Origin of the sequence: Streptomyces sp. NBC_00659, assembly GCF_036226925.1 — a bacterium.
In the GTDB taxonomy this organism is placed as follows: Bacteria; Actinomycetota; Actinomycetes; order Streptomycetales; family Streptomycetaceae; genus Streptomyces.
Genome location: NZ_CP109031.1, coordinates 9,369,404 through 9,383,920, shown reverse-complemented (window position 1 = coordinate 9,383,920; position 14,517 = coordinate 9,369,404). Strand labels below are relative to the sequence as shown.

Here is a 14,517-nt window from a genome sequence, read left to right as displayed (position 1 = left end):
GATGGACCGCACTCCACGCACCGGTATCGGGCCCTCACCCGTGTGACGGGCTGGCGTGGTCGGCCGACCCGCTGGACGCGTGGGAGACGCACGAGAACGCCTGGCGGAAGTCGTCCCCGGCCCTCCTCCCCCGGCTGGGATCCCCAGGACGCGGCGGAGATCGCCCGGCTACGGGCGCGGGAAAGTCGAACTCGCCGGGACGATCGTCACGCACGCGTACTGGACCAGCCTCGCCCCGGCCGACCTCCTCGCGGCCCGTGACGCGCTCAAGCACCACCACGAGCAGCAGATGGCTGACGCCTCCAGCTCGCCGCAGACCGCTCCTTAAACAGCGCTCGTCGGGTCCGCCGTTCCGGTCTCGCGGCGGTATGCGGCGTTCAGCTGCTGGGCCTCTTCGAGCTGGTCCTCGAGGATGACGATGCGGCACGCGGCCTCGATCGGAGTACCCCGGTCCACGAGCTCACGGGCGCGGGCCGCGATGCGCAGCTGGTAGCTGGAGTAGCGGCGGTGGCCGCCCGCGGAGCGCAGCGGGGTGACCAGGCGGGCTTCGCCGATCGCGCGGAGGAAGCCCTGGGCGGTGCCGCAGGCGGCTGGTGAGGCGGTCGTTGGCCTGCTGCCGGCACCGCTCGATCCGCTCGGCAGGAGGAAGAGATCGCCCAGGCAATGGATCACCTCGTCCCACTCTCCGGGTACCGTCCAGGCATGAGTCATCCACACCCCGAGCTGAAAGCCGCTCCGCCCCTTCCCGAAGGAGGGCTGCGGGTCATTGCCCTGGGCGGCCTGGGCGAGATCGGCCGCAACATGACCGTCTTCGAGCACGCCGGCAAACTGCTCATCGTCGACTGCGGCGTGCTGTTCCCCGAAGAGACCCAGCCCGGCGTAGACGTAATCCTTCCGGACTTCACCTCCATCCGGGACCGGCTGGACGACATCGTGGCCGTGGTCCTCACCCACGGCCACGAGGACCACATCGGCGGCGTGCCCTACCTGCTGCGCGAGCGGTCCGACATTCCCATCGTCGCCTCCAAGCTGACGCTGGCGTTCCTGGAGGCCAAGCTCAAGGAACACGGCATCCGGCCGCGCACGGTGCGCGTGCGGGAGGGCGACCGGCGCAGCTTCGGTCCCTTCGACTGCGAGTTCGTGGCAGTCAACCACTCCATCCCGGACGGCCTCGCGGTCGCGATCCGCACCGGCGCCGGGATGGTGCTGCACACCGGCGACTTCAAGATGGACCAGTTCCCTCTCGACGACCGCATCACCGATCTGCGTGCCTTCGCCCGCCTCGGCGAGGAGGGCGTGGACCTGTTCCTCACCGACTCCACCAACGCCGAAGTACCCGGCTTCACCACCTCCGAGCGTGAGCTGAACCCGGCGATCGAGCAGGTGCTGCGCACCGCGCCGCGCCGGGTCATCGTCTCCAGCTTCGCCAGCCATGTGCACCGCATCCAACAGGTCCTGGACGCCGCCCACCAGCACGGCCGCAAGGTCGCCTTCGTCGGCCGGTCGATGGTCCGCAACATGGGAATCGCCCGTGACCTGGGCTATCTGAAGGTCCCCTCCGGTCTGGTCGTGAACACGAAGGAGCTGGAGAAGCTCCCGGACCACAAGATCACTCTGGTGTGCACCGGCTCCCAGGGCGAACCGATGGCCGCGCTGTCACGGATGGCCAACCGCGACCACCAGATCCGTATCGGCAAGGGCGACACCGTCCTGCTCGCCAGCTCCCTCATCCCCGGCAACGAGAGCGCCATCTACCGCGTCATCAACGGGCTTACCCGGTGGGGCGCCCACGTGGTCCACAAGGGCAACGCCAAGGTCCACGTCTCCGGGCACGCCAGCGCCGGCGAACTCGTCTACTGCTACAACATCGTCAAACCCCGCAATGTCATGCCTGTGCACGGCGAATGGCGCCACCTGCAGGCCAACGGCGACCTCGCCATCCGTACCGGTGTCGACCCGGACCGGGTCGTCATCGCCGAGGACGGCGTCGTCGTCGACCTCGTCGACGGCCGCGCGTCCATCACCGGGAAGGTCCCCGCAGGCTACGTCTACGTGGACGGGATGGAGGTCGGCGGCGTCACCGAAGCCTCCCTCAAGGACCGCCGCACGCTTGGGGAAGAGGGTGTGGTCACGGTGGTGGCGATCGTCGACGCCGACACCGGCGCCCTCGCCGAAGCCCCCGACTTCCTGGCCCGCGGCTTCGCCCATGACGACACCACCTTCGAGCCGGTCATCCCCGTCATCGAGAAGACCCTGGCCACCGCCGCCGCCGAAGGCGTCGGGAACGCGATCCAACTCGAACAGCTCATCGCCCGCGCCGTGGCGAACTGGGCGTTTCGCACCTACCGCCGCAGGCCCCTCATCATCCCCGTCATCATCGACGCCTGAGCCCCGGCAGCACGGCCCCTGCCTGCCGTGCCCGGCCTCGCGAGTATCGAAGCCGGGCACGGCAGGCAGCAGCCGCCCGAGGAGTCGCCACACAGTCGGTCGCAGCCGATGGCGCTCGGGCAGCGAAGGGGTGACATTGCCACCCGCTCCACCCTGGCGGGCGCGGCACGGCGGCGGAACTCGTTCATACGGATCTCACTCGAGTGTGTGCCGGGTCCCGGTGGGCCCGGCACATCTATTCGCTCATTGACCTCCTCCCCCTCTTACGAGCTGGTGCGTGATAGCGGGTGAGGCATTGTTGCTGGCTGGTGGAACGATCCGGGCGTGGCGATCACGGTCAATCGACAGGTCCTGACACATTGGCTGTTCACCGGGGTCTCTCGGCGCCATCTGGCTTGTCTGGTCGAGGAGTTGGCCGGGCCCTGGCAGGCCGGGATCGAGGGCCGCCGTCATGCTGCGCAAGGCGGAAGCCACGTTACGAAGAGTCTGCCTCGCCCCTCAGGGGATCAGCGCTCGTGCCTCTGATCAGCGGTCTGCCAATGCCTCCGACACCGGCGGCACCACCTTTTCGATCATCTCGACTGAGGGATCAAGTCATACCGGGGCCGAAGGCCAGGAGCCCCATTACGGGGCCACGAAGACGGTAACGGGGCGCCAGACAGGCCCCTCGCCGGTCGACCGGGGCCGAGCCGGCTCCAAACATCACTTGATCACTGACAGGCACGGCACCCCGCTGGCTGTCCTGCTGACCGGCGGCGGCAACCGCAACGACGTTGTCGGCAAGCCGAGCTATCAGAACCTGTGCAATGCAGTCACGCGTTCGGGGGTGTCTGCGGGACGATGTGCGGGGGTCCGATGACCGAGAGGAGCTGTAGTTTTTCGTGGCTTTCGCTGCCGGGGACGGCGGTGTAGACGAGAAGGATGTGTGACTGCTCGGGGTCGAGAAGTGTCTGGCAGGTCAGTTCCAGGGCGCCGACCTCGGGGTGCATGTAGCGTTTGACGCCGTTGTAGTGGATGCCGATTTCGTGTTCTTTCCAGACGGTGCGGAACTCTTCGCTGCGGGCGAGCAGCAGGTCCACCAGGTGAGCGGCCCGTGAGTCGGGCCCGCGGAGTGTGACCATCTTGCGCAGCCCGGCGGCGAAGACGCGGGAGTGGTGCGCGTGGTCGTCGGGGTGGTAGAGGGCCTGGGTGGCCGGGTCGGTGAACCACCGGAAGATGATGCTGCGGGCCGGGCCGGTGTACCGGGTGGTGTCGCCGGTGAGTGCGACGCCGAGCGGGGTCTGCCGGAGTGTCTCGCCGAGCTCGGTGACGATCTCGGCGGGGGTGTCGGTGAGACGGTCGAAGATGCGCAGCAGGCCGGGACTGACGTGCTCGCTGATCGGGCCTCTCGCGGGTGGGTTGTGCCCGGCGAGACGGAACAGGTGGTCGCGTTCGTCGAGGGACAGATGCAGACCCTGCGCGATCGAGGCGATCATCTGCTCGGACGGGTGCGGTCCGCGTTCCCGCTCGAGCCGGCTGTAGTAGTCGGTGGAGATGTGGCAGAGCGTGGCGACTTCTTCGCGGCGCAGACCTGCGGTTCTGCGCCGCTGCCCACGCGGGAGACCGACGTCTTCAGGCTGAAGTGACTCCCGATGGCGGCGCAGGAACTCGGCGAGCCCAGCTCGATCGATCACGACTGCTTCCTCCCTGGTTCCAGTGCTTTTCATCGTGCCACCGGTGCCGGACGGCTGCCTCGGCCTGTCGATCCCCCCTTCGGACCGCGGCCGGCCGGGTCCGGCCAGCCTGGGATCGAGAGGCCGTGGATATCCCCGTGGATCAGGCGCAGCCTGAGATCACATCCACTCTCTGGAGAAACCAGGAGCAGCACATGGCACGCACACAACCGGACATCACCGTTGCCGACCTCTCCGGGAAACTCGCCGTCGTCACCGGTGCCAGCGACGGTGTCGGACTGGGCCTGGCGGGTCGCCTCGCCGCCGCCGGTGCCGAGGTCGTCATGCCCGTCTGCAACCCTCGCAAGGGCGAAGCGGCGATCGCCAGGATCAAGCAGCAGCACCCGGAAGCGGCCCTGTCCCTGAGGGACCTCGACCTGTCGTCGCTGGGCTCGGTCGCCGCGCTGGGAGCCACGCTGCGCGACGAGGACCGTCCAATCCACATCCTCATCAACAACGCCGGCGTGATGACTCCGCCGGACCGGCGGACCACCGTCGACGGGTTCGAGCTGCAGTTCGGCAGCAACCACCTCGGGCACTTCGCTCTCGTCGCCCACCTGCTGCCCCTGCTCCGCGCCGGCCGCGCACGCGTGACTTCACAGCTCAGCATCAGCGCGAACGAGAACGCCATCAACTGGGACGACCTGAACTGGGACCGGTCCTACCACGGCCGCCGCGCGTACAGCCAGTCCAAGATCGCGCTCGGCCTGTTCGGACTCGAACTGGACCGGCGCAGCCAGGCCGGAGGCTGGGGTATCACCAGCAACCTCTCCCACCCCGGCATCGCCCCCACCAGTCTCCTGGCCGCGCGCCCCGAGGTCGGCCGGGCAAAAGACACCGCCGGCGTGCGCCTCATCCGCGTTCTGTCCCGCCGTGGCATCCTCGCCGGGACGGTCGAGACCGCGCTGCTTCCGGCCCTGTTGGCCGCCACCTCGCCGGACGCACACGGCGCCCGCCTGTACGGTCCCAGCGGTCTCGGACATCTGTCGGGCGCGCCCGCCGAACAGACCGTCTACTCCCGGCTTCGCGGCGAGGACGACGCCGAACGCATCTGGCAGATCTCCGAGAACCTCACCCACACCCCCTTCCCGGCCGACGAGGGTGCCCGCCCCAGCCTGGGATCGACGGGTCCTGGCGACCGTCGACCTCAGTGATCGGAGTGGGCAGCACCTGGAGCCGGTCGACTGCGCCGACGGTTCCGGCGTGTCCCATCAAGCGCAAACCAGGGGAGAAATCGGTGAGTCCCAGTGATGATGCAGGCCACGAGCGGTCGGGCGTGTCCCGGCGAACCGTTCTGGGCGCCACTGCCGTCGTTGCGGTAGCGACGCCGCTGCCGGCAAGGACCGCAAACGCCGGGCCGGCCCTCGCCGCAGAGGGCATGGATCTCGTGACGGTACGGGTCAAGGTCAACGGCAGTCCGCAAACGTTAGAGGTCGACCCGCGGGCCACCCTGCTCGACACGCTCCGCGAACGGCTGGAGCTCGTCGGGACGAAGAAGGGCTGCGACCGTGGTCAGTGCGGGGCGTGCACGGTGCACGTCGACGGCCGGCGTGTGCTGTCCTGCCTGACGCTGGCGGCCACGACCGACGAGCGTGAGGTCACCACGATCGAGGGTCTCGCCCAGGGCGACCGGCTGCATCCGATGCAGCAGGCCTTCATCGAGCACGACGGTCTGCAGTGCGGGTTCTGTACCCCGGGGCAGATCATGTCGGCGGTCGCCATGGTCCATGAAGGACACGCGAGCTCCGACGACGAGATCCGCGAGCGCATGTCGGGCAACATCTGCCGGTGCAGTTGCTATCCGTTCATCGTCGACGCGATCCGGGACGCGCAGAAGGTGATGCGCTGATGCAGGGCTACGCGTTCACCCGACCGCGCTCCGTGCTCGAGGCCGTCCGGGACGCCGGGGCCGACACCGCTTTTCTGGCCGGCGGCACGACTCTGGTCGACCAGGCCGTGGCAGCTCACGACGGTCGAACGAGCCCTGGCCGGCCGACCCGTCACCACTGAGACGTTCGAGTCCGCGGTCCGCCACGCCGCGGACGGCGCCCGGCCGCTGACGCACAACAAGTTCAAGCCGGCGCTGCTGCAGCGCACCCTGATCCGGGCTCTCACCACCCTGCAGGACCGCCGATGAACGACCAGCACGGCAGCGCTGGCGCGCGACCCGGCATACGCGGGACCCCGACCCCGGCAGCCCGCAGAGGCGGCGGTCATGCTTGAACTGGCCGCCGAGCTGCTCGACCGTGTCCGCGGCCGGACCCCGTTTGTGGCCGCCACCGTCACGAGCGTGGACGGCAGCACTCCCCGCCGGCCCGGCGCGTCCCTGGTCGTCGACGCGGACGGTGCCGTACTGGGCAATGTGTCCGGGGGCTGCGTCGACGCCGCCGTCTACGAAGCGTGCCGGCAGATGCTGATCGGGGACAGCCGGCCCAAGGTTCTGCGGTTCGGCTACAGCGACGGTGACGCTCTCGCCGTGGGCCTCACCTGTGGCGGCACGATCGAGCTCATCCTGCACCGCCACGATCCGCGCAGCGAGCCGGGACTCGCACCCGCCTTCACCGACGCCGCGCAGGACAAACCGGTCGCCGTGGCCACGATCGTGGGCGGCCCGAGCGCTCACCTCGGGCGGATGATCGTCGTGCGACCCGGCCGACCCAGCGCGGGAACACTCGGCAGCGAACGGCTCGATCAGGTAGCGGTCATCCAGGCGACCGGCATGCTGCACGCCGGGCGGACCGGCACCGTCGACATCGGGGTGGCCGACGGCTACTGCCAGAAGCCCATGACCCTGCTGGTGGAGAGCAACACCCCGGCACCGCGGATGCTCGTCTTCGGGGCCATCGACCATGCCGCGGCGCTGGCCCGCATCGGCACATTCCTCGACTACCGGGTGACCGTCTGCGACGCGCGGGCCACGTTCGCCACGCCGGACAGATTCCCGCACGCCCACGAGGTGGTCGTCGACTGGCCGCACCGCTATCTGCAAGCGCAGCGCCTCGACGGCGGCACGGTCATCTGCGTGCTCACCCACGACCCGAAGTTCGACGTGCCGCTGCTCGACACCGCGCTGCGGCTGCCGGTGGCCTACGTCGGGGCCATGGGATCGCGACGCACCCACGAGGAGCGTCTGGCGCGCCTGCGCGAGGCCGGCCTGACCGACCGTGAACTCAGCCGTCTGCACTCGCCGATCGGGCTCGACCTCGGCGCCCGTACCCCCCAGGAAACCGCACTGTCGATCGCCGCGGAGATCGTCGCGCACCGGCACGGCGGCACCGGGGTACCGCTGCGCACCGGCGTACCCATCCACCACCGCGACGTCCCGCCACCGGAAGCCTTCTGGACGGCCTCGACGGCTGGACGTCTCGACCACAGCGGCGGCATCGACCGGCCTCGCCCGCCCCGTCCCGATGCCGCCGGCACCGAGGTGCCGAACTCGGAAGCCCTTTCCAGCAGTCAGGAGTCAGGATGACCGCCTCCCCAGTCGGACGCGAGATCGACCGCGTCGACGGCCGGCTGAAAGTGACCGGCGCCGCCCGGTACGCGGCCGACCACACAGCCTCGAACAAGGCCTACGCCTATGTGGTGACCAGCACGATTGCACGGGGCGTGATCCGCCGCATGGACACCACCACCGCGCGGAACGCACCCGGTGTCCTCGACGTATACAGCCCGTTCAACAAGCTGGGCCTGCGGGCGGTGCCAGACCTCGGGGACACATACGCACCCCTGGAGGAATTCCAGATCCACTACCACGGCCAGATCATCGCCATGGTCGTCGCCGAGAGCTTCGAGCAGGCACGCGACGCCGCAGGGCTGATCACCACAACCTACGACGAACAGACGGCCCGCACCTCACTGGCCGACGGGCCCCGCGAACCGTCCGTAGGGCCCACGGCGCCTGAGCCCAAGCGCACGATCCTCGCTCCCGGCGTCGCCTCGATCGACGCGGCACTGGCTGCCGGCGACATCGTCGTGCAGGCCGGCTTCCACCAGCCGGTGCACCATCACGTCGCGATGGAACCCCACGCCATCCTCGCCGAGTGGAGCGAGAACAACACCAAGCTGACCATCCACAGCGGCGCGCAGTTGCCCCACGCCCACGCCATGGCGGTAGCCGCTCGGCTCGGCACACAGCCGCCGCCCGCGGTGCGGGTGATCACCGAGTACGTCGGTGGCGGTTTCGGCGGCCGGACCCTGCCGTGGAGCGAAGCCGCCATGACCGCCGCCGCGGCCGGCAGGCTGAACCGTCCAGTCAAGCTCGCCCTGACCCGGGAACAGGTGTTCACCATCGCCGGCCACCGGGATCAGGTCGACCAGACCATCAAGCTGGGCGCCTCCCGCGACGGAGTGCTCACCGTCATCAGCCACGAGAGCGTCGCCGAGATGCCGGCCGTCGGCTGGTGGAGCTCCGTTCCGGCCGAAGGCACCTCGGCCAAGCTGTACAAGACCCCGAACCTGCACGTCGACCAGCAGCGGGTCATCCTCGACATGCCCCCGACCTCCGTGATGCGGGCACTCAGCGAAGCCCCCGGAACGTTCGCGCTGGAAACCGCGATGGACGAACTGGCCATTGCCGCCCGGATCGACCCGCTCGAACTGCGCTTGCGCAACTACGCCACCGTCGTGCCCGGCACGGACCGGGCGTGGTCGAGCAAACACCTCCACGACTGCTACCGCATCGGTGCCTGACGCTTCGGCTGGTCGGCCCGCAGAGCCACGCCCCGCGCCCGGGTCGACGGGCAATGGCTGATCGGCATGGGAATGGCCACCGCCATCTATCCGGGGGACCGCCAGCACGACCCCGTCCACGTCTGTGTCCGACTGCTCGACGACGACACCGCTATCGTGTCCTCCGCAACCGCCGATCCGGGCACCGGCGCGTGGACCATGCTGGCGATCACCGGCGCCGACGCCCTGGGCATCCCGCTGCACCGGGTGAAACCCGAAATCGGTGACACCGCGCTGCCGCCGGGCGCACCGGCCGCGCGGTCGGCCGCCACGTCCAGTACCGTCCCGGCGGTCGCAGACGCCGCGGACGCCGCCAAGAAGGCCCTCATCCAGCTTGCGGTGACCAGTCCCCGCTCACCGTGGCACGGTACGAACACCCGCGACCTGACCTACGAGGACGGCCGACTGCACGGCGCGGACCGCTCGATGACCTTCGGCCGCCTGCTCGCCACCATCGGTGTCCCCGACGTCGAGGCCACCGCGGCGGCCGCACCCGGCCCGGAAGCCACCCAGTACGAATTCAGCAGCTTCGGCGCCCACTTCTGCGAGGTCAGGGTCAACCGGTTCACCGGCGAGCCCCGCGTCACCCGCTTCACCACCGTCGTGGACGTCGGCCGCGTCGTGAACGCCCAGGCCACCCGCAGCCAAATCGTCGGCGGCATCATCTTCGGCATCGGTCACGCCCTGCTCGAGCACAACCCTCTGGAACTCGACACCGGCCGACTGGCCGACAGCAACATGGCCGACTACATGGTCCCCGTCAACGCCGACATCCCCGACATCGACGTGCACTTGGTCGACAAGCCCGACCCCGTCATCAGCGCCTTCGGCGCTCGCGGCTGCGGAGAACTCGGCACCGTCGGCTCCGCCGCCGCAGTCGGCAACGCCGCCTACAACGCCACCGGAATCCGGGTACACACCCTCCCCATCACCCTCGACAAACTGCTGTAGACACTGCGCCGTCTGCACGGCAAACGGACCATACGCCTAATAGGCATGTGGGTTGGCCGGTTGGGCCGGTCGGCAGGGGTCAGAGCGAGACGTCTGGGATATAGGCAGCGCCAGGAGTGCTTCGACAAGACGGACGCGGTTCAGGCCCCTGCCATGTCGGCTCCAGTCGCCGTACGGTGCCGTGATTCGAGCCCGTTCCCAGAGCCACCTCCCAATTGGCCAGAGCCTTCGAGCTCTTCACGAGAGAGAGGACTTCGGGCAGGGCTGAGGCCACGGACGGCTGATGGGGTGTCTTGTCGCCCAGGACGGATTCGGGGCGGCGTCGTGGACGGCCCGGACGTCCGGCCACCGGCGGGATGCCGTCGACTAGGTTGAGTGTCTGGGTGATGTCGTTGACGTTGGCCGCGGTGGTGATGACGTGGAGCGGGATGCCGCGTCCGTCGCAGATCAAGTGGTGTTTGCTGCCCGTCTTCCGCCGGTCGACCGGTGACGGACCGGTTGCGGCACCCCCCTTTTCGCACGGACGTGTGATCCGTCCACGCACGCGCGAGTCCAGTCGAGCTTGCCGACCGCATGCAGCTCGGCAAGCAGGATCCGGTGCAACTGCTCGAAGACTCCAGCCTTCTGCCAGCGGTCCAGACGTCGCCAGCAGGTCTACCCGGAGCCGAACCCCATTTCCAGCGGCAGGAGTTGCCGGGCGACGTCCTGGTGCAGGACGTAGAGAATGCCCTGCAGACACAGCCGGTCCGGCACCGGTCTCGGCCCTGGTGAACCCTCCGGCCACGGCGGCAGCAACGGTTCGATCAGCGCCCACAAGTCGTCGTCCACGATCCACGACCAAGTCGTCACACATCGCGAACGGTCGAATCATCACATGGTCTGTACGGTCAACACTTTACGGACCCGCGCCCTGTGCGACCGTCACGCCGGCCGCACGGGCGGAGCGAGCGACGGAGCAGGCGGGAGCCTCCCGTTGCCGGCCGTCAGCCTGAGACCCTTGATGCCACGCGCACCGCATTCACGAACCTCGAATGCTCCGCTCGGACATCGGGCGTACCGCGGACGAGCACCTTCCGCAATGCCGGCCGACACGGCCGTGTCTGATGTCGTCCCCGTGCCTGATCGGCTCCGGTCCCTCTCCTCGAGGTCAGTTCTTACGCACACTTCTCTGTCTACGATCCAACAACCCGGCGCCGCTACCGGCCCGGGGATGTGAACCACAGTCGTCGGTGCTGCGTCGTCCGCGCACGTGCGTACGTGGCTCAGAGAGGTTGGACAGTGTCACGGCAGGTGCTCATGGTCTGCCCGGAACGCCCGGACGGCTACCGTACGATCGGCGAGGCCTTGGCGCAGGCACGCACGGGCGCCGTGATCAGTGTGGCCCCCGGGCGCTATGCCGAGAACCTCAACATCCGGACCAGGGTGACGATCGTCGCCGAGGGCGAGCGGGACAGCGTCGAGATCTGCCCGCGCCGGGGAAGCGCGGTGACCCTCATGGCCGAGGAGGTCATGCTCACCGGTCTCCTGCTGCGCGGCGGCGACGAGGACGTACCGGTGGTCGACGCGCCGCGCGGCCAGGTCGTCATGGAGCGCTGCACGGTGGTCGGCTCCGGCTGGGCCGCCGTACTGGCCCGGATGTCGGGTTCGCTGGCCATGCGGGGCTGCCGTGTCACCAATCCGGCGGGCGCCGGAGTGGTGGACATCTCGCCAGGCGGGAGTGTCGTCGAGGACTGCCAGATCGAGCATCTGGGGTCTTCGGCGATCGTTCTCGGCGAGCGCTCGCGCACCACCGTCCGGGGCTGCCGGATGCGGGACGCGCGGGGCAACGGCGTACTGGCCAACGGCGAGGCGCGGGGCTCTGTCGAGAACTGTGAGATCTCCACCACCGACAAGCCCGGCATCGCCCTGGAGGCGCTCAGTTGCACCACGGTGCTCCGCACCACCGTGCGCGACGTCACCACCGGCGTCTATGTCACCTCGGCCGCGCGCAACGTCCTGGAGGACGTCGTCGTCACCGAGACCTCGCAGGTCGGCATCGTGGTGTCCTCGGGCGGCGATCCCACGCTGCGCCGCTGCCGTACGGTCCGGACCGCCGCGGCCGGGCTCGTGGTCGACGAGCGGTCGCGGGGGACCTTCGAGGAGTGCGAGTTCCTGTCCGCGGCCGGGCCCGCGATCCGGGTGAGCGGTGGTGCGACGCCGGTGTTCGACCGGGCCGTGGTGCGCGACTGCGCCGACCCGCGGGCCGCCGTACTGATCACGGAGGACTCCGCCCCCGAGTTCGACCGGCTGGAGGTGGCGGACGCGGCGGGGATCGCCGTGGCCGTGCGCTCGGGCGCCAACCCCCTGTTGCACCGGGCCCTGGTCTCCTCCCCCGGCGGGCACGGCGTGGAGGTGGGCGACGGGGGACGCGGCAGGCTGGAGGGCTGCCGGATCGAGGGCGCGAAGGGTTCCGCGGTGCTGGTCGCCGAGGGCAGCAGCCTGTACCTCGGCGACGGCCGGCTGCACACGCCGGGCGAGGCGGGCGTGACCGTCGCGTCCGGCGGCCGCGTGACCGTGCGGGACACCGCCGTCGAGGGAAGTTCGGGCTCCGGGATCGTCGTGTCCGAAGGGGCGGAACTGGCCGCGACCCGCTGCCGGATCACCGGCTCCGGAGCCCACGGGATCCTGCTGTCCCCGGGCGCCAGGGCCGTCATCGGGCAGTGCGAGGCGTCCGGCGGCCTCGGCGACGGCATCAGGGTGGACACCGCGGAGGCGGTCTCCGTGACCGGCTGTACCGTGCGCGACAACCGGGGCTCCGGACTGCGCCGGACCCGCACCGGCGAACGGCTCAGCGTCGAGGACCTGTCCAGCCTCGACAACGCCGCCCCGGACGCCTGGGGCCCGCAGGTCTTCGACGGGAGCGGCCGGGAGACACCGGCGGGCCCCGGTGCCGCAAGCGTGCCGGGCGGGGCCGCCAAGGGCGCCCCCGTCTCGGGGCCGATGGCCGAACTGGAGGCACTGGTCGGCCTGGAAGGCGTCAAGCAGCAGGTCTCCACACTGGTCCACCTCAACCAGCTGGCCCAGCGGCGCGCGAAGCTGGGCATGCCGGTGCCTCCGATGAGCCGCCATCTCGTCTTCGCGGGCCCGCCCGGCACCGGCAAGACCACCGTGGCCCGGCTCTACGGCGGCATCCTCGCCTCGCTCGGCGTGCTCCGCTCCGGCCATCTGGTCGAGGTCTCGCGGGCCGACCTGGTGGCCCAGGTCATCGGCGGTACGGCCATCAAGACGACGGAGGCGTTCAAGGAGGCGCTCGGCGGTGTGCTGTTCGTCGACGAGGCGTACACGCTCCTCTCCGACAGCAAGGGTTCCGGCGCCGACTTCGGCCGTGAGGCGATCGACACCCTGGTGAAGCTGATGGAGGACCACCGGGACGACGTCGTCGTGGTGGTGGCCGGGTACACCGCGGAGATGGAGGCGTTCCTCGGTGCGAACGCGGGTCTGGCCTCGCGTTTCACCCGCAGCATCGAGTTCGTCGACTACTCCGACACGGACATGGTCACCATCACGGAGAACATGTGCGCGGCCCACCGGTACGAATTGCACCCGAGTACCCGGGAAGCCCTCGCCCTGCTCTACCGGCAGATGCCCCGCGACGCCTCGTTCGGCAACGGCCGTGAGGCACGCCGGATGTTCGAGGAGATGGTCGACCGGCAGGCCGTACGGCTCGCGGCGATGGTGGATCCCGCGGAGAGCGATCTGGCGCTGCTGCTTCCCGCCGACGTCTGCGCGGACGAGTCCGGTACGGCACAGGACGCGGTGCCCGATCCGCAGACGCTGCTCTCGGGGCTGGACGCCATGGTGGGCCTGCACGCGGTCAAGCGGGAGGTCGGCGACCTGGTGAGCGTACTGGCGGCGGCCCGGCAACGGGAAGCCGTCGGCCTGCCGGCCCCCGGGCTCAGCCATCATCTGGTCTTCGCGGGCCCGCCCGGCACCGGCAAGACCACCGTGGCCCGGCTCTACGCGGACCTGCTGCGCTCCCTCGGTGTGCTGCCGCGCGGCCAGCTGGTCGAGGTGGCCCGCGCCGATCTGGTCGGCCGGTACGTCGGCCACACCGCCCAGTTGACCCGGGAGACCTTCGAACGTGCCCTGGGGGGTGTGCTGTTCATCGACGAGGCATACACGCTGACGCCCGAGAACGCGCCCTCCGACTTCGGCAGGGAAGCGATCGACACCCTGCTCAAGCTGATGGAGGACCACCGGGACGACGTGGTGGTCATCGTCGCCGGATACACCGAGGAGATGCGCCGCTTCCTCGCCTCCAACCCGGGGCTCGGCTCGCGGTTCTCCCGGCATGTGCGGTTCGAGGACTACACCACGGAGGAACTGCTCACCATCGTCCGCACCCAGGCGTCCGACGCGGGCTACACCTGCGGGCCCGAGACCGTCGAGGCCCTGCGCGGGCATCTCGCCGCACTCCCCCGTGACCGCTCCTTCGGCAATGCCCGTACGGCACGTCAGCTGCTCCAGTCGATGACCACCGGTCAGGCCCGCCGTCTCGGCGCGATGGCCACGCCGGGGCTGGAGGACCTTCAGGCGCTGCTGCCGCAGGACCTGCCGGAGGCGGAGACGCAGGCGAAGGCAACGGCGGAGAGGGAGCCGGCGAGCGGGGCGCAGTGCCCCGCCGGAGCCCTGCCGGGGCACTGAAGCGGACAGCACCACAGCACGACGAACGCCGTGGCTCCCTCGCTCGGGGGCC

Annotated in this window: 11 protein-coding genes and 3 pseudogenes; 10 read left to right on the top strand and 4 right to left on the bottom strand. The window is 69.8% G+C overall.

The annotated features are described in order from the left end of the window. Positions 1–79 precede the first annotated feature (79 nt). Positions 80–328 carry a hypothetical protein gene (locus OG410_RS41245; RefSeq protein WP_329303860.1) on the top strand — a complete coding sequence of 83 codons (249 nt, stop codon included), beginning with the start codon at positions 80–82 and terminating at the stop codon, positions 326–328. Here the strand turns inward: OG410_RS41245 and OG410_RS41240 are convergent. After that, a complete protein-coding gene (locus tag OG410_RS41240) occupies positions 325–711 on the bottom strand; it encodes a hypothetical protein (protein ID WP_329303859.1) in 387 nt (128 codons plus the stop codon). The genes OG410_RS41245 and OG410_RS41240 overlap by 4 nt on opposite strands. On the opposite strand from OG410_RS41240, the gene OG410_RS41235 reads away from it, so the two are divergent. The 3 genes and pseudogenes from OG410_RS41235 to OG410_RS41225 all read left to right on the top strand — a co-directional run. Next, a complete protein-coding gene (locus tag OG410_RS41235) occupies positions 703–2,388 on the top strand; it encodes a ribonuclease J (protein ID WP_329303858.1) in 1,686 nt (561 codons plus the stop codon). The two genes, OG410_RS41240 and OG410_RS41235, sit on opposite strands and share 9 nt — an antisense overlap. Positions 2,389–2,712: 324 nt before the next feature. Then, positions 2,713–2,859, top strand: a pseudogene (locus OG410_RS41230) (transposase family protein); the annotation flags it as partial. 178 nt (positions 2,860–3,037) lie between these two features. Beyond that, positions 3,038–3,163 (top strand): annotated as a pseudogene (locus tag OG410_RS41225) (IS5/IS1182 family transposase); the annotation flags it as partial. Positions 3,164–3,200: 37 nt separating this feature from the next. Here the strand turns inward: OG410_RS41225 and OG410_RS41220 are convergent. After that, entirely contained in the window at positions 3,201–4,061 is an 861-nt protein-coding gene (locus tag OG410_RS41220; protein WP_329303857.1) for a helix-turn-helix transcriptional regulator, read from the bottom strand. 194 nt (positions 4,062–4,255) lie between these two features. Here OG410_RS41220 and OG410_RS41215 point away from each other — a divergent pair, with 194 nt between their 5' ends. The 5 genes and pseudogenes from OG410_RS41215 to OG410_RS41195 form a co-directional block, all read left to right on the top strand. Continuing rightward, entirely contained in the window at positions 4,256–5,254 is a 999-nt protein-coding gene (locus OG410_RS41215; protein WP_329303856.1) for an SDR family oxidoreductase, read from the top strand. A 224-nt stretch (positions 5,255–5,478) separates the two neighbouring features. Beyond that, on the top strand, positions 5,479–5,949 hold the full coding sequence (locus tag OG410_RS41210; RefSeq protein WP_329303855.1) for a (2Fe-2S)-binding protein: 471 nt from the start codon (positions 5,479–5,481) through the stop codon (positions 5,947–5,949). Between the two features lie 366 nt (positions 5,950–6,315). Next, the gene (locus OG410_RS41205) at positions 6,316–7,572 is read left to right on the top strand and encodes an XdhC/CoxI family protein (RefSeq protein ID WP_329303854.1); all 1,257 of its coding nucleotides are present in this window, start codon (positions 6,316–6,318) and stop codon (positions 7,570–7,572) included. Further along, complete coding sequence (locus OG410_RS41200) at positions 7,569–8,792, top strand: xanthine dehydrogenase family protein molybdopterin-binding subunit (protein WP_329303853.1); 1,224 nt, start codon at positions 7,569–7,571, stop codon at positions 8,790–8,792. The genes OG410_RS41205 and OG410_RS41200 overlap by 4 nt, the downstream gene beginning before the upstream one ends. A 15-nt stretch (positions 8,793–8,807) precedes the next feature. Next, positions 8,808–9,782 (top strand): annotated as a pseudogene (locus tag OG410_RS41195) (xanthine dehydrogenase family protein molybdopterin-binding subunit); the annotation flags it as partial. 79 nt (positions 9,783–9,861) lie between these two features. On the opposite strand, the gene OG410_RS41190 reads toward OG410_RS41195, so the two are convergent. Further along, a complete protein-coding gene (locus OG410_RS41190) occupies positions 9,862–10,326 on the bottom strand; it encodes a transposase (protein WP_443063864.1) in 465 nt (154 codons plus the stop codon). Between the two features lie 110 nt (positions 10,327–10,436). Then, complete coding sequence (locus OG410_RS41185; RefSeq protein WP_329303852.1) at positions 10,437–10,631, bottom strand: transposase; 195 nt, start codon at positions 10,629–10,631, stop codon at positions 10,437–10,439. Between the two features lie 429 nt (positions 10,632–11,060). Here OG410_RS41185 and OG410_RS41180 point away from each other — a divergent pair, with 429 nt between their 5' ends. Continuing rightward, on the top strand, positions 11,061–14,465 hold the full coding sequence (locus OG410_RS41180; RefSeq protein WP_329303851.1) for a right-handed parallel beta-helix repeat-containing protein: 3,405 nt from the start codon (positions 11,061–11,063) through the stop codon (positions 14,463–14,465). The last annotated feature ends 52 nt before the right edge of the window (positions 14,466–14,517 follow it).

What these genes read in the sequence shown, in the direction of transcription:
- OG410_RS41205 (WP_329303854.1), top strand. Translation starts at nt 6,316, where the DNA reads ATGCTTGAACTGGCCGCCGAGCTGCTCGACCGTGTCCGCGGCCGGACC.
- OG410_RS41240 (WP_329303859.1), bottom strand. Translation starts at nt 711, where the DNA reads ATGACTCATGCCTGGACGGTACCCGGAGAGTGGGACGAGGTGATCCAT.
- OG410_RS41235 (WP_329303858.1), top strand. Translation starts at nt 703, where the DNA reads ATGAGTCATCCACACCCCGAGCTGAAAGCCGCTCCGCCCCTTCCCGAA.
- OG410_RS41215 (WP_329303856.1), top strand. Translation starts at nt 4,256, where the DNA reads ATGGCACGCACACAACCGGACATCACCGTTGCCGACCTCTCCGGGAAA.
- OG410_RS41210 (WP_329303855.1), top strand. Translation starts at nt 5,479, where the DNA reads ATGGATCTCGTGACGGTACGGGTCAAGGTCAACGGCAGTCCGCAAACG.
- OG410_RS41200 (WP_329303853.1), top strand. Translation starts at nt 7,569, where the DNA reads ATGACCGCCTCCCCAGTCGGACGCGAGATCGACCGCGTCGACGGCCGG.